This is a genomic window from Rhodoferax sp., from assembly GCF_030646845.1.
GTDB lineage: Bacteria > Pseudomonadota > Gammaproteobacteria > Burkholderiales > Burkholderiaceae_C > Rhodoferax.
On sequence record NZ_JAUSLE010000045.1, the window covers coordinates 1 to 21,581 of the forward strand.

A 21,581-nucleotide genomic window follows, 5' to 3' on the forward strand; every position below is an offset into this window, starting at 1 on the left:
CCGGGGAACTCCAGCGCGCCGTCGAACGCGATGAACTCGTCGTGCACTACCAGCCCAGCGTGATCCTCAGTTCGCAGAAGATTGCGGGCGTGGAAGCGCTCGTTCGATGGCAACACCCAACACGTGGGCTGGTGGCGCCGAACGACTTCGTGCCGATTGCTGAAAAGACCGGACTCATCCACCCCATCGGCCGTTGGGTGCTCCGAGAGGCTTGCGCGCAAGTACGAAGTTGGCAAGTCCAGTACCCGAGCGATCCGCCGCTCGCCGTCGCCGTCAATGTTTCGTCTCGCCAGGTGCATCAGCCTGGCCTCGTCAAGATCGTCGCCGAAGCGCTCCGCGACTCGGGTCTGCCGCCGGAGACCCTGATCCTCGAGATTACCGAAAGCCTTGTCATGCAGAACGCGGAACTCGCGATCGCGCGTCTGCACGAGCTGAAGGCGCTTGGCATTCGACTGGCCATCGACGATTTTGGTACGGGCTACTCGTCGCTGGCGTATCTGCAACGTTTCCCCATCGACCAGCTGAAGATCGACCGGTCTTTTGTGCAGGATGTGACGCATCACCCGGACAGTGCGTCCATCGTGCACAGCATCATTGGACTGGCGCGCAATCTGCGAATGCAGACGGTGGGTGAAGGCGTGGAAACGGCTGCTCAGCGTGATTTCCTGCGGGGTGCGGGCTGCGACCTGATGCAGGGATTTTTGTTCAGCCGTCCATTGCCGCCGCAGGAGTTATTCACCCTGGTGCAGCAGCACAAGCTAGACCCAGCCCAACCAGCCCAGCAGCGCGCCAGCGCCCAGCAGCCACAGCAGATGCAGCCGGGTGCGCCACACCAGCAGGGCGCACAGGCCGGCAAGTAGCCACAAGGGCCAGTGTTGCAGCGGGCGGCCATGGCTGGAGGCCAGAATCCAGCCAGTGGCAATGAGCAGCGCAATCACGATGGGTGCCATGCCCTGCTTGAAGGCGCGCACGGCCCGCAGTTCCCGGTTTTGATGGCCCCAGCGGGCGGCAGCGAAGGTGAGGGTGGTGCTGGGCAGCATGATGCCGATCATGGCAATGCTGACGCCGAGCAGGGCGTAGGCCCAGGCAGCCACACCACCACCCATGCCGCCCCCGGCATTCATGCCTACATTCCAGCCCAGCAGGGCGACAAACAGCACGTTGGGCCCCGGCGCCGCCTGCGCCAGCGCGACAGAGGAGGTGAATTGACCATCGCTCAGCCAGTGCCGTTCGTCCACCAGATAGCGGTGCATGTCGGGGGCCGTCGTGATGGCGCCGCCGACCGCCAGCAAGGACAGCGAGAGAAAATGAGTCAACAGCGCCAGCCAGTCGGCCACCGTCAGGGTCAGGCTCACTCGGACGACTCCACAGTGCGCACCCGGGCCAGCTGCCGGTAAGCCCAGACACAGGCGAGCCCACCCACGCTCACTAGCACCCACGCCAAAGGGACGCGCAGCAGGGCGATTGCTACAAAAGTAATAGCTGCAAACGCCCAGCAGACGGAGGCTCCCATTACATTTGCTTTCAAGGCGCCTGCGAGTTTGAGCCCGGTGGCCGTGATCAGGCCCGCTGCCACGGCGCCCATGCCGCGCAGCGCACCCTGCACGCCCGGCGAATCGGAAATGCCGGCAAAGATGGTCGCCACCACCAGCACGATCAGCATCGGAAAGGCCAGCATGCCAGCCAATGCCACCAGCGCGCCACGCAGCCCGAAGTAGCGGTCGCCAATCATCAGCGAGAGGTTGACCACATTGGGTCCAGGCAGTATTTGCGCCACGGCCCAGTCTTCCACGAACTCCTCGCGGGTCAGCCATTTCTTCTTTTCGACCAGTTCGCGCTGCACGACGGCCAGCACGCCACCAAAACCTTGCAGCGCCAGCCACGTAAATGACCAGAACAGGTCAGTCAAGGATTCAGGGCGGGGGTGGACTGCGTCCGTGGAGACGGGCTGGGCTTTGGACACTGGCGTATCAGGATTCGTCATGGTCCGATTATCGGGGACGCCTGACGCGATCAACGCGTGGCAAGGGGCGGCTGCAACAGCGGGAGAGTCAAAGCTTCAATGCCCAAGTCTCACCGACCAGGTTTTGCCCAAAGCCCTGATAGGGCTCGCTTTTGATGAGCTGGAAACCTCTTCTGGCATAGATGCCACGCGCTGCGTCCAGGCAGCTGTTGGTCCACAGCACTATTTTTCTGTAGCCTTTGCTGCGCGCAAAGGCGATGCATTCGTCGGTCAGGCGGGCGCCCAGACCCAGGCCGCGGGCCTGGGGCGTCAGGATCAGCATGCGGAGCTGGGCCACGGTTTTTGATTTGCGCACCAGAAATACCGAACCCACCCGCTCACCATTGCGCTCGGCGATCCAGCAGCGTTCCCAATCGGGTTGACGCTTGCGCAGATATTGCGCCACGATGCTGGCCACCAGGGCTTCGAACTCGGTATTCCAGCCGTATTCGCGCGCATAGATTTCGCCGTGCTGCTGCACCACCCAGCCCATGTCACCGGGCTGGGGGTCGCGCAGAACAATCTCAGGCTCTGGCATGCTGGCGGCGTTCCTTGGGGACATGGTCTTGCGATCCATAGAAGAGCCGAGCTACCCCTTTGGCCTCGAACGGTTTCCAGTCACTTTCAGGCTGCGCCAGACGATCCGCAATCAGGTATAGGGCGTTCGGGCTGCTGCCCATGCCGATGTGGCTGTTGCCACGCAGATTAATGCTCTCGCCCCCGGGCTGGCCCTCTTCGATGGAGCATTCCCACGCCACGACGCCATCGAGTTTGCTGTAGATCGATGTGGTGGGTACTGGTGGCTTGACGCGCATTTCCAGATGCTGGTTGAAGTCCAGGTCTTCAAAGCGGTCGCCTGACAGCCACTCGTACAGATGTGTGCCGGTGGAGGCGAGTGGATGACCGGTGAAAGGTGAGCCCAGCGTGATGACCTGACGCACCATGTCCGGACAGAACCGGCCCAGTTCACGGGCAAACACGCCGCCCAGGCTCTGACCGATGATGCTGACTTTTTGTCCGTGCTCATCGAAGATGAGCTTCAGCCGCTCCTGCATCAACTGCGCGCTCTCCTCTTTCATTCCCTTGTTTCGTCCCAAGCCCCATGGGTAAGTGGCATAACCCAGATCATCCAGAAACTGGCGCAACAGGGCGGTTGACGAGTCTGCGGCACCGAGGCCGGGAATGACCAGCACCGGATGGCCATCCCCGCGCGGTGCCACCAGTTGCAGCGGTTTGAAGCTGGCGACACCGGCCCAGAATTCCCAGAGCGCGCGATGCTCCAGCGCCAATAGCCACATGGATGGCGCCTCGACGTCGGGAAATTGGGTCATCGACGCTTTCAACTTTTTCATGCGTGACATGGGGGCTCCTGCAAAGGTAAGGGCTGGACAGATTGTTTCAGGAAAGGGTCGGGTCTTCAAGTTGCTGCAATACCCAGGCGGCGACTGCACCGTTGAAACATAGTTCAAGGTGACCGAGACCGTCGAACACGGTGACCGGAACGCCTTCGAGCACCTGTTCGCGCTGGGAATAGACGATGTTGTCCTGCGGGGTGATGGCAATGCGCATCAGGCTGCGGGTCGATGCGGTCTCGCTCGCCGCCAGTTCCTGCAGCCAGGCGCTGCGCAAGAGCATCTGTTTTCCGTTGTCGGTCTTGACGCGGGAGGCGATCTGCGTGCCGACGTGGGGTGTGCCGAGGGTGATGACGCGGGCCACGCGGCTGGTGCCGTAGGTGCGCATCCAGGCCCGGATGGCCAGCCCGCCCATGCTATGGCCGATGAGGGCGACTTTTTCTGAACCGGTCTGGCGGCACAGTTCCGCCACGGCCTTCTCGATGAGGGGCGCATACAGGTCGATGGAGGTGAACAAAGGCTCCAGATCAACCCCCAACACCGGGTGCCCGGCGCGGCGCAGCCGATTGGCCATGACATCCCAGACCCGGTGGTTGCACAGGTAGCCATGCACGAGCACGACCGGTATGCGAGAGCCATCAGAGGAAGGGTCGGCGGTCGCCAGTCTCACTTGCGGTGAGGCCTTGGCCCAAGGCAGCTGACGCAGGCCAAACCGCAGCCATGCCCAGTATTCGCCGAACAGCGAACGCCACCACAGGGCATTGGCACCCGGCGCCCGCGACATGATGCCGGTCGCCATGCTCACCAGCATCGTCGTCATCAGTGGCAGCAGCAAAGCCGTAACCGCCGCCAGCCAGGATGAGACGCCCGTCTGTCTGGCAATCAGCCAGCCCAGCAGGGCACCGACCAGGAACTGGCCCAACAGCAGGCGGCGAAGCAGTCGTGACAACATGGGTGGTGCCTACCGGTTCGTGGCTAGGGGCCTGGCGCCCGCCCGCTGAATGGCTCAATCCGCAAGGCAGAGCTTCAATAGACAGGTGCGTGCCGACGGATGGCCGCCTTCACGTCTTCCGTCAAGACGAAACCGGGGCCGAACTTTTGCGCAAGCTCAGCGGCGCGCTTCTCGAAGTTGTCAATGCCTATGCCGTAGATGAACTGCATGGCGCCACCGGTCCAGGCCGGAAAGCCAATGCCGAAGATGGAGCCGATGTTGGCGTCGTTCACGGTGGTGAGCACGTTCTCGCTCAGGCAACGCGCGGTCTCGACGGCCTGGCGATAGAGCAGGCGGTCTTTCAGGTCGGTGATGTTCCACTGCACATCGGCTTTTTCGAACAGCGGTTTGAGCTCTGGCCAGAGGAATTTCTTGACGCTCTTGTCGGTCGGGTACTCGTAGAAGCCCGCGCCACCGGCGCGACCGGGCCGATTGTGCTTTTTCACCATGTCGGCCACCAGCAGTTCGCCAGGGGTGGCGACATAGGTCTTGCCTTCGGCCTCGAAGTCGGCACGGGTCTGCTCCATCACGTGCAGGCTCAGGGTCAGCGCCGTTTCATCCAGCACGGCCAGCGGGCCCACCGGCATGCCGCACTGGATGCCGGCGTTTTCGATGGCGGCGGCTGGAATGCCTTCGCCCAGCATGGCCGCACCCTCCATGACGAAGGTGCCAAACACGCGGCTGGTAAAGAAGCCGCGCGAGTCGTTCACCACAATCGGGATCTTGCCGATGGCCTGCACGTAGTCAAAGGCACGGGCCACGGTTTCGTCGTTGGTTTGCTTGCCGCGAATGATCTCCACCAGCTTCATCTTGTCCACCGGGCTGAAGAAGTGGATGCCGATGAACTTCTCGGGCGCCGCACTGGCCGTGGCCAGACCGCCGATAGGCAGGGTGGAGGTGTTGGACGCAAAGAAGCCACCGGGTGCCAGCATCGGTTCGGCTTCCTTGGTGACTTTGGCCTTGAGTTCGCGGTTTTCAAACACGGCCTCGATGATCAGATCGCAACCGGCGAGGTCCGCCACCTTGTCGGTGGCGAGAATGCGCTCCAGCACCTGCTTCTGGTCGTCGGCGCTCATGCGTCCTTTGTCCACGCGCGCCTGGGTCAGCTTGGCGCTGTAGGCCTTGCCGGCGTCGGCCTTGTCCTGGCTGACATCTTTGAGCACGGTCGCGATACCTTTGCTGGCCTGCGCGAAGGCAATGCCTGCGCCCATCATGCCGGCACCGAGCAAGCCGACCTTGGCGGGTTTGAAGCGCGCAGCGCTCCCGGGGCGCGACTGACCGCTCTTGATGGCGTTCAGGTTGAAGAAGAACGTGTTGATCATGGCGCGGGCGTTGATGCCGGTCATGAGCTTGGCGAGGTAGCGGCTTTCAATGCGCAGGGCGGTGGGCAGGTCCACCTGCAGCCCTTCCACCATGCAGGCCATGATGGCCTCGGGGGCAGGGTACAGGCCGCGGGTCTGCTTCTTGATCATGGCGGGGGCCACCACCAGCATGTTGGCGACTGCGGGGTTGGAGGGCAGGCCACCCGGTACCTTGTAGCCTTTGACTTCCCAGGGGTGCTGGGCATTCGGGTTGGCGGCAATCCAGGCCAGGGCGCTGGTGCGCATCTGGTCCGCCGCGTTGTCGGAGGGTGTGACCAGCTCATGTACCAGTCCCAAGCCCTTGGCTTCCTTGGGCGAGAAGGTTTTGCCTTCCACCAGGTAGGGCTGCGCGCCCATCAGGCCCAAGTGGCGCGTCATCTTGGTTACACCGCTGGCGCCGGGCAGCAGGCCCAGCGTCACTTCGGGCAGGCCGAACTGGATCTTGCGGTCATCCACCGCGATGCGGTAGTGGCCGATCAGCGCCACTTCCCAGCCGCCGCCCAGGGCCGTGCCGTTGAGGCAGCTCACCACCGGTTTGCCCAGGGTTTCCAGGGTGCGGAAGTTCTTCTTGACCAGCTCGATCTCCGTGAAGATGGCGTTGGCGTCAGACGGCGTCAGGCGCATCGCGGCCTTGAGGTCCGCGCCGGCAAAGAAGGTGGATTTGGCGGACGCCAGGATGATGCCCTTGATGGCGTCCTTGTCCTTCAGAACCTGTGCCGCCAGCGCCGACATGTCTTCCTGCCACTGCAGGCACATGGTGTTGACTGGCGAATTGGGTTCGTCAAAGGTGATGGTGGCAATGCCGTCTTGCAGTTCGTATTTGATGGTTTTCATGGGTGTTTTGCTATGAAATTAGGAGCGTATTGCGCAATGAATACGAGGGCTAGAGCCTGATTTCGTTAAATTCTTTCAACGATGGTGGCAATCCCCATGCCGCCGCCCACGCACAGCGTGGCCAGGCCGTAGCGCAGATTGCGGCGGTGCAGCTCGTCAATCAGGGTGCTCAAAATCATGGCGCCGGTGGCGCCCAGCGGATGACCCATGGCAATGGCACCGCCGTTGACGTTGACCTTGTCGTGCGGCACCTTCATCTCCTTCATGAAGCGCATCACCACCGCGGCAAAGGCTTCGTTCACTTCAAACAGGTCAATCTGGTCAATCGTCAGGCCGGCCTTGGCCAGCGCCTTGCGCGCGGCCGGCATGGGGCCGGTCAGCATGATGGTGGGGTCGGCGCCGCTCAGTGCTGCCGAGACGATACGTGCGCGTGGCGTGAAGCCGTGGATCTTGCCGGCCGCCTCCGAGCCAATCAACACCGCGGCCGCGCCGTCGACAATGCCGCTTGAGTTGCCGGCGTGGTGCACATGGTTGATGCGCTCCACCTGCGGGTAGCGGGTGAGGGCCACCTGGTCGAAGCCCATGCCGCCCATCTGTTCGAAGGCCGACTTGAGTGAGCCAAGCCCTTCCATGGTGCTCTGCGGCTTGATGAACTCGTCCTGCGCCAGAATGACCTGGCCCAGGAAATCCGTCACGGGAACCACCGAACGGTCAAAGTAGCCGCTGGCTCGGGCATGGGTGGCGCGCTTCTGCGACTCCAGCGCAAACGCATCCACATCCTGGCGCGAAAAGCCTTCCAGCGTGGCGATCAAATCGGCGCCAATGCCCTGCGGCACAAAGGCGGTGGCCGAGTTGGTTTCCGGGTCCATGGCCCAGGCACCGCCGTCCGAGCCAATCGGCACGCGGCTCATGCTCTCGACACCGCCGGCCACCACCAGGTCTTCCCAGCCGGAGCGCACTTTTTGCGCTGCCATGTTGACGGCTTCCAGGCCCGAAGCGCAAAAACGGTTGATCTGCACGCCGGAGCAGGTGAAGTCCCAACCGGCCTTGAGGGCGGCCACTTTGGCAATAACCGAGCCCTGTTCACCCACGGGAGACACCACGCCCATGACGACGTCGTCGACCTTGGAGGTATCGAAGTCATTGCGGCGCTGCAGCTCGGTCAGCACGCCGGCCAGCAGATTGATGGGTTTGACCTCGTAGAGGCTCCCGTCCTTTTTGCCCTTGCCGCGCGGGGTGCGGATGGCGTCGTACACAAATGCTTCAGTCATGGGAGCTCCAATCGAGGGACGGGTTCAAAAAATAGTGCGCTGCGAAATGTCGGTGTGCAGTATATTCTTTTCGCAAAGCAGTTGCTTTGTATAATTACTCTAATTCTTTTTAACCGGGCGAGACCATGATCCAGAGAACGCTTTTTACACCTGATCACGAAGCCTTTCGTGACAGTTTCCGCCGTTTCATGGAGAAGGAAATTGCCCCTTTCCATGCCGATTGGGAAGAGCAGGGCTATGTGGACCGTGCGGTGTGGAACAAGGCCGGCGAAAACGGCTTTCTGTGCATGGCCATGCCTGAGGAATACGGTGGCGTCGGCGCCGACAAGCTGTACTCCGTGGTGCAGATGGAGGAGCTCAGCCGCGGCGGCTTCTCCGGCATTGGCTACTCGCTGCACAGCGAGATCGTGGCGCCCTACATCCTGCATTACGGCACTGAAGATCAGAAGAAAAAATACCTGCCCAAACTGGCCAGCGGCGAGATGATTGGCGCCATCGCCATGAGCGAACCGGCGGCGGGCTCGGACCTGCAGGGCATCAAGGCCACGGCCATCCAGCAGCCCGATGGCAGCTACCTCCTCAACGGCAGCAAGACTTTCATCACCAATGGCTGGCACGCGGATCTGGTGATCGTCGTGGCCAAGACCAATCCGGCAGCGGGCGCCAAGGGCACCAGCCTGCTGCTGGTGGAGCGCGGCATGCCTGGTTTTTCAGTGGGCAAGCGGCTGAAAAAACTGGGCCTCAAGGCGCAGGACACGTCCGAGCTGTTTTTCGACAATGTGCGCGTCCTGGCCGACAACCTGCTGGGTGGCCCGGCGCACGAAAACCGGGGCTTCATCTGCCTGATGGAACAGCTGCCCTGGGAGCGCCTGCAGATCGCCATTGGGGCGATCGCCGCGTCGCAGGCCGCCATCGACTGGACGGTGGACTATGTGAAGGAGCGCAAGGTGTTTGGCCAGCCCGTCGCGGCCTTCCAGAACACGCGCTTCACGCTGGCCGAGCTGCAAACCGAGGTGCAGGTGGCGCGCGTGTTTGTGGACAAATGCACCGAGCTGCTCATGACCAACACCCTCGACACGGCAACGGCCAGCATGGCCAAGTACTGGTGCAGCGACCTGCAATGCAAGGTGATGGACGAGTGCGTGCAACTGTTTGGCGGCTATGGCTACATGTGGGAATACCCGATTACCCGCGCCTACGCCGACGCGCGCGTGCAGCGCATCTACGGCGGCACCAACGAAATCATGAAAGAAGTGATTACCCGGGCGATGGGGTTGGGCGGCAAATAAGCCGCCCAGGGCGATGTGGGTTTGCCGTGCGCTAACGGGTCAACTGGCGGCGGCGCAAGATGGCCAAACTGGACAGGCCCAAGCCCAGTAAGGCCAGCGAGCCGGGCTCGGGAATGACATTGCCGTTGCCGGTGGTTACGACGCTTACACGCAAGTTGTCCATGGCCCATGACTCGTCAGAAAGACTCTGGTTGCCCGGACCAAAGATGTAGAAATCGATTTTCGCTGTAGAGCCGGTGTGTGCAAAATTGGCAAAGCGTGGGTCAGCGCCCAAGTTATAGGCGCTGTCTGAGTAGTAGAAGCCCTGGGAAAAACCGAGATTGACCAGGCGTGCCAACGTGACCCCAGCAGGTGGGGCGTAACTCTGGATCTGGTATGACAGATCGGCATTGGCAAATGATTCACTGAACAGGGTCACGCCATCGAACACAATTTTGAAAAAATCACCTTGAGGGAACGTGCCCGTGCCGTCGAGCGAATCAATGGCGGCAAACAGGAACTCCAGGCTGATGGTGTTGTGGGTAGGTAGATTGTTCAACTGCAACGTCACCGTGTTGCCAGTCTCACTGCGCAGAAAATTGCCGCCGAACTGATTGCCTGTTGAGCCCAATCCGGCGTAACCCTGTACAGCCGTCTGCACCGCTGTGCCCGGCGAGAGTTCGGTGGGCAATGGTCCCTCAAAATTCGTTTGAAAAACGACGGTGGGCGCTGCAATGGCAGCAGTGACGCTGGCGGTCAAAAAAAGCGTCGCGGTCAGGCGAGTGAGTTTCGACATGGGGACTCCTTGAAGGGATCAGGGGAACTCCACACTGGTCTGACTTAACCCACAACCAGAGGCTGAGAATCGCATTCGGCATGGCGATTCCAGCGCATGCGAGGCCATACGCATAAATCACGCCCAAATTCGGAAAATAAAATAATCCCGACACATTTCAACGAGTTAGCCTTCCGTCCTAGTGGAAGTGAAGTCGCCTTTGGCGTATTTTGAATCGATGTTGTAAAGATTCTCGACAGCATTTGCGAGCCGGGCACCCATGACCCATGAGACTTCGAAACGAGGCGATCCAAACGGCGATGGCGGCGGGAGGCAAAATAGCCCTGCCAACTCTCATTGCCATGCCCACACTTCTCAGTATCCAAATTGCACAAGCACGTCGCGTTCAAATCAATGGGCGCTCCATCCTGACGGCGATTCACAAGCTGCCTGTTTCTGGCGCGGTTTCGGTCATGCCCCTGGGCCTGGCCGGGGATGAGCAGGCTGATTTGTCGGTGCATGGCGGCCTGGATAAAGCGGTGTATGCCTACCCGGCTGAACACTACCCGTTCTGGCGCGAGGCTCGTGCCCAGGCCGGGCTAACCGATATTGACGATGCCCTGCCGTTTGGCTCAATGGGTGAAAACCTGACGCTGCAAGGCGTGCTGGAAACGGATGTGTGGGTCGGCGATGTGCTTAGATTCAGCGGCTGTGAACTGCGGGTGACGCAGCCACGCGAGCCCTGCTACAAGTTCAACGCGGCCATGGGCTACAACGGCGCCGTCAAGGCCATGGCGCAAAACGCCTGCTGCGGGTTTTATCTGGCGGTGGACCAGCCAGGGCATTTGAGCGCGGGTGAGTCGTTTGAACTGATCCCCGGCCCGCGACGCCTGCGCATCACCGAGATGTTCAACGCCAAGATGTTCAAGCATATGCGCTGAACGCGGTGAGTTGCTATCTAATTAATAGCTGGTTACGCAATATCTGCGAGGGCTAGAGCCTGATTTTGCTCATGGCAATCGATGGGGTGCTGGCGTTACGAATGACCTGAGGCCAACAGCTGACAGTATGCGCCGCGTGGCAAGTTCATTAACTCAGCGCAAAGACTACAGTCTGGTGACTCACTCTGGTTGGCGTTGCATGCGCATTGCACCGCCTTCATGAAGGACCAATGCCACCACCTTGCCGCTGGCGTCGCGTTCAAACTGCAGCTGCGCTATTCCCTTCTCATAGGTGAATCGGTCGGGTTGGCCTGCCATCGGGAAGACTGGCTGGCGCGGCCAATCCCGGGACCGAACGGCCAGCTGGCCACCCTCGGCCTTCACGTCAAAGTCCAGATTGCGGCGCAGTAGTCGCGCAAGGTGGAAGCGACCGACGTAGGCCTGTTGCTGCTCGATGGGCACCACGGCGGCGGCCGGCACCGGCTCGTTGGTGCGAGTGCCCGACATGCTGCCACCGCCGTGGGTGTAGTCCACCCCCGTCACGACGCCGGCCTGACGAGTGAACACGTACTGCACGCCCAACTCGGCGTCAGTGAAGGTATTTGGCCCTGCTGGCAGCAGGGGCCGAAAACCACCGCCGGTGATGCGGCGATAGAGCGCGCCATCCTGCAGCACGAAAGTGAAGGCCGTCGCCTCGTCGATGCGGAACACCCCAGCGTACTCGGCCAACTGATCAGGGCCAAGTACAGTGGTGGTCGCTACGACCGGATAGCGGGTCGCGGTGAGACTCACAAGAATCTTGTTCGCCTGTGCGTGCGCATTGCTGGTGAAAGCTACCACTGCTTCCTGGGTGTCAGGCGCAACCATCCATAACGTGCGATAACCTCCGGTGCCGCCCCCGTGGAAAAAAGTTCGCCGTTCAGCCGGGCCACGCATCATCACCGCGTAGCCAATCTGGCCGCTCTGGTAGCGCCCCAGTGGTGTTAGCAGGCGCTCCACGGCGGGGCCAAGCGGTCCACTGGGGCCGGCCATGATGGCGCGACTGAAGATAAGCATATCTGCCGCAGTGGAGCGCAAAGCACCGGCACCCGCAAGGGCCTGGAAGTCCCATAGTGAAGTTGGAGTTTTATTGTTGAAGCCCTGCGCCATACGGGCGGCCTTATCGCCCAGCAGTTGCACCGTGTCAGACATGCCCAGGGGTGACGTGATGTTCTCGCGTACCAGTACATGCCAGGGCTTGCCATAGCGTTCAGACAAAATTTCACCGACCATACCCAAGCCGAAATTGCTGTACGCGGCTGCGCAGGGCGGTGAAGTCTTCAGTTTCAGGCTGGACAACGCAAACCAGAGTCGACGTCGGTCATAAGTGGCATAAGGGTTGTCCTCCACATAGTTCTCTGAGAAATCCGGTGGCAGGCGCGGCACGCAGGCGCTGTGCGTGATGAGTTGCCGCAGCGTGATGGATGCCACCTCGGGTGAGGTCAATGTGGCCTTGCCCTGCAGCAGCGCGCCCAGCTTGTCTTCCAGCGTCAGGTCGCCTTTCTCGACTGCTTGCGCCAGCAGCAGGCCAGTGAAGACCTTGCTGATGGATCCGATTTCGTACAACTGCTGGGCTTGGACAGCCGAAGGTGCGCTCGCCGAGTCTCGATCCGCGGCGCCATTCTGCCGGAAGGCGTACGTGGCTTGCCCGTCCCGCCATACCCCGACGGCCACCGAACCCTGCTCCTCGCCCAGCGCGGTTTTGGCCAGTAGCGTGGGATCGGAGCCAAACGTCAGTTGTTGCGCCGCCGTGCAGCTCAGCCACAGCCCTGCTACTGCGCCGACGCAGCCACGCAGGGCCTTTCCGCTGAAATTGCTCCACATGTTTTTCATATCTTCGATCTCATGGTTGCATCTTTCGAAAAAATGCCCCCACGCGTTGGAGCAATGAATGGAATTGTGCGGCACCGAACCTTAAGCGATCCCAAAGATCGCGTGTTGTGGGCGACGCGGGAACGGGTCTTTCAGGTTGACACAGGTTTCAGCGGGCACAATCCTTTGATGCACATCTTGCTTATTGAAGACGACCTTGACTTGGGGCGAGCATTGCAGTCTGCACTCAAGGTCGAGGGGCTGACCAGCGAATGGCGTCGGCGGGCAGGTGATGCCCCCCGCACTGTCGAGGCCAGCCTGGTGGACTGCGTGTTGCTGGACCTGACATTGCCCGATGGCAGTGGTTTTGATCTGTTGGCACGCTGGCGGCGGGAGGGCATTCAGGTGCCCATCATTGTCATCACCGCGCGCTCTGCGGTGGACCACCGCCTGGCAGGCCTTGATGGCGGTGCCGATGACTTTGTGGTGAAACCCTTTGCCATCGCGGAGCTGATATCGCGCATTCGCGCCGTGCTGCGCCGCTGCGCGCGCCAGGCGAGCGAAACCTGGACGCTGGGGGACCTGGTGATCGAACCCCGCCGACACCAGGCCCAGCTTTGCGGCGAGCAGATCGACCTGTCCGGGCGTGAGTTCCAGTTGCTACTCGAACTGGCGCGCGAACCTGGCGCGGTCGTGGCCAAGGGCGTGCTGGCGCAAAAACTCGATCCGCTGGGTGAGCCGGTGAACTTCAGTGCCATTGAGGTGCATGTCTCCAACCTGCGCCGCAAGATTGGAGCTGAACGCATCTGCACCGTGCGCGGTGTGGGTTACATGCTGACGTCATGAGCCAATTGCTGAAACGGGTCCACGCAGTGGTGGTCGAGCCGACCTTGGTGCGGCGCAGTATCTCGTCAGTGCTGCTCGCGTTTTTTCTCGTGTGGGCCGTGCTGTTGGGGTACCAATACTTTCAGGCCAAGCAAACAATGGCCAACAACTCGGGTCTGCAATACTTTGGCAATGCGGTGACCGTCGCCCTGTCAGATGTGGATGACCGCGCACAAGCCGGCTCGGTGGTCGCTGCGACCGCCACCTGGACCAACATCCGCCGCCGTGAATTTGGCAGATTGCCGGGAAGTGTGTTGTTTGAACTGCTGGACCGCGACAAACAACGGATCTATGCGTCTGCGGCGCTGGGTAGGCAGATACTGAACAGCATACCGGGGCAACTGGTGGAGCAGGCGCTGCAAGGGCAGCCCTACCTCGTGTACCAGGGCGATACCGCGCGCTGGACACTGCGTATCGCAGAACCCAAGCGCAGCGACGCCGACTTGCTGGCGTACAACAGTCGTTTTTTGCTGCCCTACCTGTTGTTAGCCCTGCCTTTTGTGCTGCTGCCGGTTTGGCTTTCGGTGCGATACGGCCTGCGCCCCCTGCAGCAACTGGCCGCGCGTATCGCCAGGCGCGATGCCAATGATCTCAATCCGGTGGACTTCGAGGCCCGGCACCGCGAACTCAAACCCCTGGTGAACGCGCTGGATGCCATGCTGATGCAGCTGCGCCAGAATGCTGCGCGCGAACGTGCCTTTGTGCAAGATGCGGCCCATGAACTTCGAACACCCATGGCCGTGATCGTTGCCCAGGCGCATGCTTTGTCGGGTGCCAGCAATCGCCTGGACCGTGAGAGTGCGCAAGCCCACCTGGAGCATGCGATTGCACGGGCTTCGCACCTCACCCAGCAGTTGCTCGAACTCGCATCGCTGGATGATGCGCAGCGGCCTGCACCCAAGTGGATCGATGCAGCGCAATTGGTGCGGCAAATCATTGCCCAGGCCGCACCGAATGCCTTTGCGCGCGGAATCGACATGGCGCTTGAGGCCCCCGACTCCTTGATGACGAGGATTGACGTGCCGGCGCTGCAGTCGATTCTGGAGAACCTGCTCAATAACGCCTTGCGCTACGTGAACGATGGAGGTCAAGTGGCCGTCGCGCTGAACGGTAATGGTGGCGGCCTTGCGCTGTCAGTTGAAGATGATGGGCCCGGCATTGCCGCTGCCGAACGCCCCCTCGTTTTTGAGCGCTTCTACCGAGGTGCAGGGCAGCAGGCACCCGGCTCTGGCCTTGGTTTGGCAATTGTCAAACAAGCCGCTCTCAGGTTGGGGGGAAGTGTTGCCATTTCCGGTGGACTGAAGGGCCGGGGAGTCGGATTCCATGTCTCTCTCCCGCTAGCTGCGACGAAGAATGGTAGCTAGATTGCGTCGAGCGTAGGGTGAACTCGACACAAGATACTTGGAGGCGTCCATCAATGCGCCATGCTGCGATGTTTTTGCTATCTATTTAATAGCTTCTTACGCAATATCTGCGGGGGCTAAAGGCCGAATTAGTGCCTCAATCTGCGCGTCCTTGTCCAGCCACATCTGATGCACCCATTTCTGGTAGGCCTCGCGCACGGCCGGGTCGCCGGCGTAATCGCCTTGCGCCAGGTGCGCGGGAACCGGCAACGATCGCACCCGGACGATGACGCGCTTGAGCTTGCCGGTGAGGAACTGCCAGAAGTCCGGTGCACCGTCCGGGTAAACAATGGTCACATCCAGAATGGCCTGAAATTTGTCGCCCATGGCGTTGAGCGCCAGCGCGATGCCACCCGCCTTCGGTTTGAGCAGGTGCTTGTAGGGTGATTGTTGCCGCTGGTGTTTGGCCGGCGTGAAGCGCGTGCCTTCCAGGAAATTCATCACGCTGGTGGGAATCAGCGCAAACTTCTCGCAGGCCTTGCGTGTGGTCTCCTGGTCCTTGCCCCGCATCTCGGGGTGTTTTTTCAGGAACTCTTCGCTGTGACGGCGCATGAATGGAAATTCCAGCGCCCACCAGGCGAGCCCCATGATGGGCACCCAGATCAGTTGCTGCTTGAGAAAAAACTTGAGCAGCGGAATACGCCGGTTGAACAGGTGCTGCAGCACCAGAATGTCCACCCAGGACTGGTGATTGCAGTTCACCAGGTACCAGCTGCGGTAGTTGAGCCCTTCAATACCCTGCACATCCCAGGTGACGCGTTGGGTGAGCCGCATCCAGCCGCTGTTGCCGGCAATCCAGGCTTCGGCGATGCGCAGCAGAATCGGGTCGATCACCAAGCGCATCTTTTTGATGGGAATGATCAATTTCACCAGGGAAACCAGCAGCAGGATGGGCACCCAGAACAGCGCATTGAGCGCCATCAGCAGTGTCGCTATCAGGCCCACCAACAAAGGGGGCAAGAAGTTAAGCATGGGTCGACCCTTCAGTCATTGTTTTTCCGGTTCTTTTCCATTTGACGAATCATTTCCCGCGCCTCATCGCCTTCAGGAATGGGTTGGCCGCTGTCGCGCCACTGGACTGCCGCCTTGAACCCTTCCTGCTGTGCATAACGGCGAAACCACATGCCCTCGGGGTTGTGCCGGGTAATGCCATCAAAGACGGTCGCCATCATCTGGGTCTGCTCCAGGCCCATGGTCAGCATCACCTGGTTGACCACCATCTTGTGCATCGCCAGGTGCGAGTTTGGCACACCGGCAATGCGCTGGGCCAGCGCCATGGTGGCGGCTTCCAGCTGGTCGGCGGGGACGCTCTCGTTGGCCAGACCCCATTCAGCGGCCTTTTTGCCGTCGATGGTGTCACCGGTGAACATCAGCTGCTTGGCACGTGTGGCGCCCAGGCGGTAAGTCCACATGGCCGTGGTGGGGCAGCCCCACACGCGGGTGGGCATGTAGCCGATGCGCGCGTCGTCGGCCATCACCAGCAGGTCGCAGCACAGGGCAATGTCGCTGCCACCGGCCGCCGCATAGCCGTGCACCTTGGCAATGGTCGGCTTGGGGCTGCGCCACAGGCTCATGAAATCTTCCGTGTTTTGCTTCATGTAGCGGTAGTCGGCCATCGGGTCCCACGGTGTCTTTTCCTGTTGGCACGGATGCTCCAGCTGGCCCTCGCCGAACTGGGTCAGGTCGTAGCCACCGCAAAATCCTTTGCCCGCGCCTTCCACGATGATGACGTGCACCTCGTCCTCGGCGGCCGCCCAGTCGATGGCCGCGCGAATCTCGCGCGGCATCTCTTCATTGATGGCATTGAGCCGTTCGGGCCGGTTGAGCAGCAGACGCGCGATGCGGGGATGGGTGGAGTCTTTGTCGATGCGCAGGGTGCTGAAGGTGGGCATGGGGCGGGTCTCGTCTGGCGTGTTGCTTTGGGCAGACGATCATAGCCACGATCACAGGCGAATGAATGGGGAAAACCTTGGGTGTCGCTCCTGACGCATCTGTCGGCATCGCCGTGGTAGCGGTGACTTGACGCACGCATTTGACGGGCAAGAAGATGTCGATTAACATGGGAAGTAATTAAACACTTACCAACTCAAAAGAATGTCTGTGCAACTCGTAGCCACCCGTCTTCCGACTGAAACACGCCAGGCTGAGATCGTGGCCGCGGCACTGCGTCTGGCGCAAGACGGCAGCCCTGCGTCCATCACCACCACCGATCTGGCCAGCGCCGTGGGCTTGAGCCAGGGGGCGTTGTTCAAGCACTTTGCCTCGAAAGAGGCGATCTGGCTGGCCGCTATGGCATGGGTGGCCGAGCACCTGCTGCAATCGCTGAATGACGCGGCGCAGCAGGCGACCACTCCCGTGGATGCCCTTCGTCGCGTGTTCGATGCGCACGTGGATTTCGTCGTGACCTATCCCGGTGTGCCGCGCGTCATCTTTCATGAACTGCAGCAGGCGGCGGACTCACCTCTCAAACAGCAGGTGCGCGGCCTCATGCAAGGCTATCGCCAGTTGCTGTTGGGCCTGCTGAAGTCGGCGGTGCAGCGTGGCGACGCAGCGGCTGACCTGGATGCGCCTGCCGCTGCCACGCTTTTCGTCGGCATCGTGCAGGGCCTGGTCATGCAGTCGATGCTGAGCGGGCACATCGCCACCATGCGCGCGGAAGCGCCACGCGTCTTTCACCTTTACCTGTGCGGTATCCGCAGCCCATCATGAAGCTCAAAGCCCCATCCTCCAAAGTGCTCGTGCTCGGCCTGCTGGGCGTGCTGCTGCTGGTCGCCATCGTGTTTGTCATCCGCCGTGCCGGGCCGCTGGCGCCCGCGCGGGTGACGGTGGTGCAGGCGTTTGAGGGCTCGATCACGCCCGCCCTGTTCGGGATTGGCACGGTGGAGGCGCGCCGCAGCTACCTGATTGGGCCGACCGCCGCCGGTCGCGTGTTGCGGGTGCTGGTGGACGCGGGTGACACGGTCAAGGCGGGCCAGCTGCTCGCCGAAATGGATCCCGTTGACCTGGACAACCGCTTGGCTGCGCTGGACGCCTCCATGGCGCGGGCCAGCAGTGGTATCGCCGCCGCTGATGCACAAACGGCCGATGCGGCAGCCCGCCGGGAACTGGCCGCCATCAATGCACGGCGCTACGTCGAGTTGGGTCGGCAAAACTTTGTCAGTCCCGGCGCTGTAGAAGCCAAAGTGCAGGAGCAGACGTCGGCCGAAGCCGGGAACCGCGCAGCGAAGGCCAACCTGTCGGCTGCGCAGCAAGACCTTTTGCGGCTCAAAGCTGAACGTGCCGGTCTGGTGCAGCAGCGTCAGAACGCACGCTTGGTGGCCGCGCAGGACGGCGTGGTCCTGTCGCGCGACGCCGAGCCCGGCTCCACCGTTGTGGCCGGGCAGCCAGTGCTCAAGCTGGTCGATCCCGCCAGCCTGTGGGTGAAGGCGCGCTTCGACCAGGGCCGCTCGGCCGGTCTGGCGCCCGGACTGGCCGCCGACATCGTGCTGCGTTCCAGCGCCGCCACCACGCTGCGCGGCAAGGTGGTCCGCGTGGAGCTGCAGGGCGATAGCGTGACGGAGGAGCGCGTGGCACAGATCGCATTTGACGCGCAACCAGCGGGCCTTTCGGTGGGTGAGCTGGCCGAGGTCACTCTCAAACTGCCCGCTACGCCGGGTTCCCTGTTGCTGCCCAATGCCGCCATCAGACGGCAAGCGGGTCAGACGGGGGTCTGGGTGCAGGATGACGGGGGCCTGCGCTTCGCGCCGCTGCGTCTGGGCCAGGTCAGCCTGGACGGACAGGTGCAGGTGCTGGATGGTTTGAAGCCCGACAACCGGGTTGTGGTCTACAGCGAGAAGGAAATCGATGCGCGCAGCCGCATCCAGGTAGTGCAAAGCCTCGCACCGGGCAAGCCATGATCAGCCTGGCCGGCCGCGACATCCTGCATTCGTGGAGCAAGTTCGTCTTCACGGGCATCGGTTTGGGCCTGTTGATCGGCGTCACGTTGACCATGGCCGGCGTGTACCGTGGCATGGTGGACGACGCGGTCATGTTGCTGAACAACAGTGGCGCCAACCTCTGGGTAGTGCAGAAAGACACCCAGGGTCCGTACGCTGAAGCATCGAGCCTGCGCGATGACGTGTACCGGTCACTGCTGGGCATGCCAGGCGTGGCGCGCGCTGCCAATGTGACCTACCTCACGATGCAGGTGCGCCGCGACGCCACCGACGTGCGTGCCATGGTGGTGGGCGTGGAGCCGGGCCAGCCCGGCGAGCCGGGCTATCTGATTGCGGGCCGTCACATCACACGCAACCATTACGAGGCTGTGGCCGACGTGAAAACGGGCTTCTCGGTCGGCGACGTCATCAAGATTCGCCGGCATGACTACAGCGTGGTCGGCCTCACGCAACGCATGGTGTCCTCAGGCGGCGACCCCATGGTCTTCATTCCGCTGGCCGACGCGCAGGAGGCGCAGTTCCTGAAGGACAACGACGCTATTCAAAATGACCGTGCCCGCACCGCCGCCAACCCCGCACTGAATCGCCCGGGCGTGCCCGGCCTGCTGGAGGCCGTTCAGGCCTCGCAAAGCAGCAACCACAATGTCAACGCGGTGCTGGTGCAGATCGAGCCCGGGTTTGAGGCTGAGCAGGTGGCCGAACCGATCCGCCGCTGGAAGCACCTTCAGGTGTTCACGCGCGCGCAGATGGAAGACATCCTGGTGGCCAAGCTGATTGCCACGTCCGCGAAGCAGATCGGCATGTTCCTCGTCATCCTGGCCATCGTGAGCGCGGCCATCGTCGCCTTCATCATCTACACCATGACCCTGGGCAAGCTGCGCGAGATTGCGGTGCTCAAGCTCATCGGCACGCGCAATCGCACTATTGCCAGCATGATCCTGCAGCAGGCGCTGGGCCTCGGGCTGATCGGCTTCATCGTCGGCAAGGTTGCCGCCACCATCTGGGCGCCCATCTTTCCAAAATACGTCCTGCTGGAAACCGGCGATGCGTTGCGCGGCTTTGTCGCGGTCATGATCATCTGCGCGTTGGCCAGTACGCTCGCCATCCGTGTGGCGCTGCGCGTCGATCCGGCCGCGGCGATTGGATAGGGTGGCCTCATGAGTGAACTGGGAATCCGGATCGAAGGTTTGAGCAAGCGCTATGGCGAAGGCGATGCCGCGGTCGATGCGCTCAAGGATGTGAACATGAGCGTGGCGCCAGGCGAGGTGGTCGGCCTGATCGGCCCCTCTGGTTCGGGCAAAAGCACGCTGCTCAAATGCTTGGGCGCCGTCATTGAGCCCACCTCGGGGCGCATGACGCTGGGCAGCGAGTCGATCTATGACAACGGCTGGAAGATTGCCGATTTGCGTGCCCTGCGGCGCGACAGCATCGGTTTTGTGTTCCAGGCACCGTACCTGATTCCGTTTCTGGACGTGACCGACAACGTGGCCCTGCTGCCCATGCTGGCGGGCCAGCCGAACGCGAAGGCGCGGGCGCGCGCCCGTGAGTTGCTGGATGCCCTCGATGTCGGCCACCGCGCCAGGGCCGAGCCGTCGCAACTGTCGGGCGGCGAACAGCAGCGCGTGGCGATCGCGCGGGCGCTGGCCAACCAGCCCCCCGTGATCCTGGCGGATGAGCCCACGGCCCCGCTGGACAGCGAACGCGCACTCGGCGTGATGCGCATCCTCAACCAGATGGCGCAGCAGTACCGCACTGCCATCATCGTGGTGACGCACGACGAAAAGATCATCCCGACCTTCAAGCGCATCTATCACATTCGTGACGGGCGCACCTATGAGGAAGCCGGTCAGGGCCTCAGCCTCTAGCGTCCGGTTTTTCGCACACATCGATTTTGGAGAGACCTCGCATGAACACCCACCGAATCCTCAAAGTCCTGGCCGTCGTGGCCATTGTCTTCGGTGCACTCACGGTCGTCAGTGGTGGCCGCGCGCTGTTCGGTGATGCGCAGGCGCGCGCCAGCGTCGGCAATGCCGTGGGCTTTGTGTTGTGGTTCAACTTTTGCGCGGGCTTTGCCTATGTGCTGACTGGCGTCGGACTCTGGCAGGGTCGGCGCTGGGCGGCACGCGCGGCCAGCTTGCTGGCCCTGGCCACAGCGCTGGTGGCAGCAGCCTTCGGCCTGCATGTCATGGGTGGCGGAGCCTATGAGATGCGCACCGTGGGCGCACTGGCGCTCCGGCTCGTGTTCTGGGTGGTCGTGGCGCTGGTGGCGCTGCGCGCGTTGAAGGCAGCAAGAAATCCGCTGTCACCCTAAAATGGATCGAATGAACTGGCTTCGAAAACTCCCCGGATTCCAGCAGACTCCCTATGGCTTGGAGTGGCGAGTGCTGCGCCTGATGCCGACGGTGTGCGTGGCGGGTACATTGCTGCCTGGCCTGATGTCGGTGGCCGCGCGTTTTTTCATCACGGCGGGCAGCGCTGCCGAGTTGGCGCGACACATTCAACTGTTTGATTTTGTGATGATCGGCTTGGTGATCTTCATCTGGACCCTGGCGGTCACGGTGAGTATTGGCTGTGTCATCGTGTGGCTGATGAAAGGCCCCGCCTACGTGGCCGATGGCTTCGAGGTGTCACACAGCGATTTGCCGGGGCGTTGAGCCCGCGCTCCGGGCACATCACTTGGCCCCGTCAATGATCCAGCGAACCAGAGCGAGG

Annotated in this window: 21 protein-coding genes and 1 pseudogene; 11 read left to right on the forward strand and 11 right to left on the reverse strand. The window is 61.9% G+C overall.

What is annotated here, in order from left to right; genetic code table 11:
- A partial coding sequence (locus Q7T10_RS10320) for a bifunctional diguanylate cyclase/phosphodiesterase (protein WP_304747898.1) occupies nt 1-860 on the forward strand: 860 nt, incomplete at its 5' end.
- On the opposite strand, the gene Q7T10_RS10325 is transcribed toward Q7T10_RS10320, so the two are convergent.
- The 7 genes and pseudogenes from Q7T10_RS10325 to Q7T10_RS10355 all read right to left on the reverse strand — a co-directional run bounded on the left by Q7T10_RS10325 (nt 759) and on the right by Q7T10_RS10355 (nt 7,811).
- Nucleotides 759-1,355: a chromate transporter gene (locus Q7T10_RS10325; protein ID WP_304747900.1), complete on the reverse strand. Its 597-nt coding sequence runs from the start codon at nt 1,353-1,355 to the stop codon at nt 759-761. The two genes, Q7T10_RS10320 and Q7T10_RS10325, sit on opposite strands and share 102 nt — an antisense overlap.
- Nucleotides 1,352-1,984, reverse strand: a complete 633-nt coding sequence (locus Q7T10_RS10330; RefSeq protein ID WP_304747901.1) for a chromate transporter — start codon at nt 1,982-1,984, stop codon at nt 1,352-1,354. The genes Q7T10_RS10325 and Q7T10_RS10330 overlap by 4 nt, the downstream gene beginning before the upstream one ends.
- Nucleotides 1,985-2,051: 67 nt before the next feature.
- A pseudogene (locus Q7T10_RS10335) lies at nt 2,052-2,525 on the reverse strand (GNAT family N-acetyltransferase); the annotation flags it as partial.
- Between the two features lies 1 nt (nt 2,526).
- On the reverse strand, nt 2,527-3,363 hold the full coding sequence (locus Q7T10_RS10340) for a triacylglycerol lipase (protein ID WP_304747902.1): 837 nt from the start codon (nt 3,361-3,363) through the stop codon (nt 2,527-2,529).
- Nucleotides 3,364-3,400: 37 nt separating this feature from the next.
- On the reverse strand, nt 3,401-4,306 hold the full coding sequence (locus Q7T10_RS10345) for a triacylglycerol lipase (protein ID WP_304747903.1): 906 nt from the start codon (nt 4,304-4,306) through the stop codon (nt 3,401-3,403).
- 74 nt (nt 4,307-4,380) lie between these two features.
- Entirely contained in the window at nt 4,381-6,540 is a 2,160-nt protein-coding gene (locus Q7T10_RS10350) for a 3-hydroxyacyl-CoA dehydrogenase NAD-binding domain-containing protein (protein WP_304747904.1), read from the reverse strand.
- 65 nt (nt 6,541-6,605) lie between these two features.
- Complete coding sequence (locus Q7T10_RS10355; protein ID WP_304747906.1) at nt 6,606-7,811, reverse strand: acetyl-CoA C-acetyltransferase; 1,206 nt, start codon at nt 7,809-7,811, stop codon at nt 6,606-6,608.
- Nucleotides 7,812-7,936: 125 nt separating this feature from the next.
- Between Q7T10_RS10355 and Q7T10_RS10360 the strand changes: the two genes are divergently transcribed.
- A complete protein-coding gene (locus Q7T10_RS10360; RefSeq protein WP_304747908.1) occupies nt 7,937-9,100 on the forward strand; it encodes an acyl-CoA dehydrogenase family protein in 1,164 nt (387 codons plus the stop codon).
- Nucleotides 9,101-9,131: 31 nt separating this feature from the next.
- Here Q7T10_RS10360 and Q7T10_RS10365 read toward each other — a convergent pair whose 3' ends face one another.
- Nucleotides 9,132-9,875 carry a PEP-CTERM sorting domain-containing protein gene (locus Q7T10_RS10365; protein ID WP_304747909.1) on the reverse strand — a complete coding sequence of 248 codons (744 nt, stop codon included), beginning with the start codon at nt 9,873-9,875 and terminating at the stop codon, nt 9,132-9,134.
- 266 nt (nt 9,876-10,141) lie between these two features.
- Between Q7T10_RS10365 and Q7T10_RS10370 the strand changes: the two genes are divergently transcribed.
- Entirely contained in the window at nt 10,142-10,795 is a 654-nt protein-coding gene (locus Q7T10_RS10370; protein ID WP_370653755.1) for an MOSC domain-containing protein, read from the forward strand.
- 180 nt (nt 10,796-10,975) lie between these two features.
- Here the strand turns inward: Q7T10_RS10370 and Q7T10_RS10375 are convergent, their stop codons facing one another.
- Nucleotides 10,976-12,667 (reverse strand): serine hydrolase, encoded by a 1,692-nt coding sequence (locus tag Q7T10_RS10375; protein ID WP_304747911.1) that lies wholly within the window; start codon nt 12,665-12,667, stop codon nt 10,976-10,978.
- Nucleotides 12,668-12,835: 168 nt separating this feature from the next.
- Here Q7T10_RS10375 and Q7T10_RS10380 point away from each other — a divergent pair, with 168 nt between their 5' ends.
- Nucleotides 12,836-13,492 carry a response regulator transcription factor gene (locus tag Q7T10_RS10380; protein ID WP_304747912.1) on the forward strand — a complete coding sequence of 219 codons (657 nt, stop codon included), beginning with the start codon at nt 12,836-12,838 and terminating at the stop codon, nt 13,490-13,492.
- Nucleotides 13,489-14,895 carry a HAMP domain-containing sensor histidine kinase gene (locus tag Q7T10_RS10385; protein WP_304747914.1) on the forward strand — a complete coding sequence of 469 codons (1,407 nt, stop codon included), beginning with the start codon at nt 13,489-13,491 and terminating at the stop codon, nt 14,893-14,895. Before Q7T10_RS10380 ends, Q7T10_RS10385 begins: the two co-directional genes overlap by 4 nt.
- Nucleotides 14,896-14,991: 96 nt before the next feature.
- Here Q7T10_RS10385 and Q7T10_RS10390 read toward each other — a convergent pair whose 3' ends face one another.
- Both Q7T10_RS10390 and Q7T10_RS10395 read right to left on the reverse strand, forming a co-directional pair.
- Complete coding sequence (locus tag Q7T10_RS10390; protein WP_304747916.1) at nt 14,992-15,906, reverse strand: acyltransferase; 915 nt, start codon at nt 15,904-15,906, stop codon at nt 14,992-14,994.
- An 11-nt stretch (nt 15,907-15,917) separates the two neighbouring features.
- A complete protein-coding gene (locus Q7T10_RS10395; protein ID WP_304747918.1) occupies nt 15,918-16,826 on the reverse strand; it encodes a crotonase/enoyl-CoA hydratase family protein in 909 nt (302 codons plus the stop codon).
- 208 nt (nt 16,827-17,034) lie between these two features.
- On the opposite strand from Q7T10_RS10395, the gene Q7T10_RS10400 reads away from it, so the two are divergent.
- Genes Q7T10_RS10400 through Q7T10_RS10425 form a run of 6 tightly spaced genes read left to right on the forward strand, consistent with a single transcriptional unit; the run spans nt 17,035 to nt 21,523 of the window.
- Nucleotides 17,035-17,643, forward strand: a complete 609-nt coding sequence (locus tag Q7T10_RS10400) for a TetR/AcrR family transcriptional regulator (protein ID WP_304747920.1) — start codon at nt 17,035-17,037, stop codon at nt 17,641-17,643.
- A complete protein-coding gene (locus Q7T10_RS10405; RefSeq protein WP_304747922.1) occupies nt 17,640-18,830 on the forward strand; it encodes an efflux RND transporter periplasmic adaptor subunit in 1,191 nt (396 codons plus the stop codon). The genes Q7T10_RS10400 and Q7T10_RS10405 overlap by 4 nt, the downstream gene beginning before the upstream one ends.
- Nucleotides 18,827-20,017 carry an ABC transporter permease gene (locus tag Q7T10_RS10410; RefSeq protein WP_304747924.1) on the forward strand — a complete coding sequence of 397 codons (1,191 nt, stop codon included), beginning with the start codon at nt 18,827-18,829 and terminating at the stop codon, nt 20,015-20,017. The genes Q7T10_RS10405 and Q7T10_RS10410 overlap by 4 nt, the downstream gene beginning before the upstream one ends.
- Before the next feature lie 9 nt (nt 20,018-20,026).
- Nucleotides 20,027-20,734 (forward strand): ABC transporter ATP-binding protein, encoded by a 708-nt coding sequence (locus Q7T10_RS10415; protein ID WP_304747926.1) that lies wholly within the window; start codon nt 20,027-20,029, stop codon nt 20,732-20,734.
- 41 nt (nt 20,735-20,775) lie between these two features.
- Nucleotides 20,776-21,180 (forward strand): hypothetical protein, encoded by a 405-nt coding sequence (locus tag Q7T10_RS10420; RefSeq protein ID WP_304747928.1) that lies wholly within the window; start codon nt 20,776-20,778, stop codon nt 21,178-21,180.
- 10 nt (nt 21,181-21,190) lie between these two features.
- A complete protein-coding gene (locus tag Q7T10_RS10425; protein WP_304747930.1) occupies nt 21,191-21,523 on the forward strand; it encodes a hypothetical protein in 333 nt (110 codons plus the stop codon).
- Nucleotides 21,524-21,581 lie beyond the last annotated feature (58 nt).

Excerpts from the sequence above, each read along its gene's own strand:
- Q7T10_RS10330 (WP_304747901.1), bottom strand. The coding sequence starts at position 1,984 with ATGACGAATCCTGATACGCCAGTGTCCAAAGCCCAGCCCGTCTCCACG.
- Q7T10_RS10340 (WP_304747902.1), bottom strand. The coding sequence starts at position 3,363 with ATGTCACGCATGAAAAAGTTGAAAGCGTCGATGACCCAATTTCCCGAC.
- Q7T10_RS10345 (WP_304747903.1), bottom strand. The coding sequence starts at position 4,306 with ATGTTGTCACGACTGCTTCGCCGCCTGCTGTTGGGCCAGTTCCTGGTC.
- Q7T10_RS10350 (WP_304747904.1), bottom strand. The coding sequence starts at position 6,540 with ATGAAAACCATCAAATACGAACTGCAAGACGGCATTGCCACCATCACC.
- Q7T10_RS10355 (WP_304747906.1), bottom strand. The coding sequence starts at position 7,811 with ATGACTGAAGCATTTGTGTACGACGCCATCCGCACCCCGCGCGGCAAG.
- Q7T10_RS10360 (WP_304747908.1), top strand. The coding sequence starts at position 7,937 with ATGATCCAGAGAACGCTTTTTACACCTGATCACGAAGCCTTTCGTGAC.
- Q7T10_RS10365 (WP_304747909.1), bottom strand. The coding sequence starts at position 9,875 with ATGTCGAAACTCACTCGCCTGACCGCGACGCTTTTTTTGACCGCCAGC.
- Q7T10_RS10370 (WP_370653755.1), top strand. The coding sequence starts at position 10,142 with ATGAGACTTCGAAACGAGGCGATCCAAACGGCGATGGCGGCGGGAGGC.
- Q7T10_RS10375 (WP_304747911.1), bottom strand. The coding sequence starts at position 12,667 with ATGAAAAACATGTGGAGCAATTTCAGCGGAAAGGCCCTGCGTGGCTGC.
- Q7T10_RS10380 (WP_304747912.1), top strand. The coding sequence starts at position 12,836 with ATGCACATCTTGCTTATTGAAGACGACCTTGACTTGGGGCGAGCATTG.
- Q7T10_RS10385 (WP_304747914.1), top strand. The coding sequence starts at position 13,489 with ATGAGCCAATTGCTGAAACGGGTCCACGCAGTGGTGGTCGAGCCGACC.
- Q7T10_RS10390 (WP_304747916.1), bottom strand. The coding sequence starts at position 15,906 with ATGCTTAACTTCTTGCCCCCTTTGTTGGTGGGCCTGATAGCGACACTG.
- Q7T10_RS10395 (WP_304747918.1), bottom strand. The coding sequence starts at position 16,826 with ATGCCCACCTTCAGCACCCTGCGCATCGACAAAGACTCCACCCATCCC.
- Q7T10_RS10405 (WP_304747922.1), top strand. The coding sequence starts at position 17,640 with ATGAAGCTCAAAGCCCCATCCTCCAAAGTGCTCGTGCTCGGCCTGCTG.
- Q7T10_RS10410 (WP_304747924.1), top strand. The coding sequence starts at position 18,827 with ATGATCAGCCTGGCCGGCCGCGACATCCTGCATTCGTGGAGCAAGTTC.
- Q7T10_RS10415 (WP_304747926.1), top strand. The coding sequence starts at position 20,027 with ATGAGTGAACTGGGAATCCGGATCGAAGGTTTGAGCAAGCGCTATGGC.
- Q7T10_RS10420 (WP_304747928.1), top strand. The coding sequence starts at position 20,776 with ATGAACACCCACCGAATCCTCAAAGTCCTGGCCGTCGTGGCCATTGTC.
- Q7T10_RS10425 (WP_304747930.1), top strand. The coding sequence starts at position 21,191 with ATGAACTGGCTTCGAAAACTCCCCGGATTCCAGCAGACTCCCTATGGC.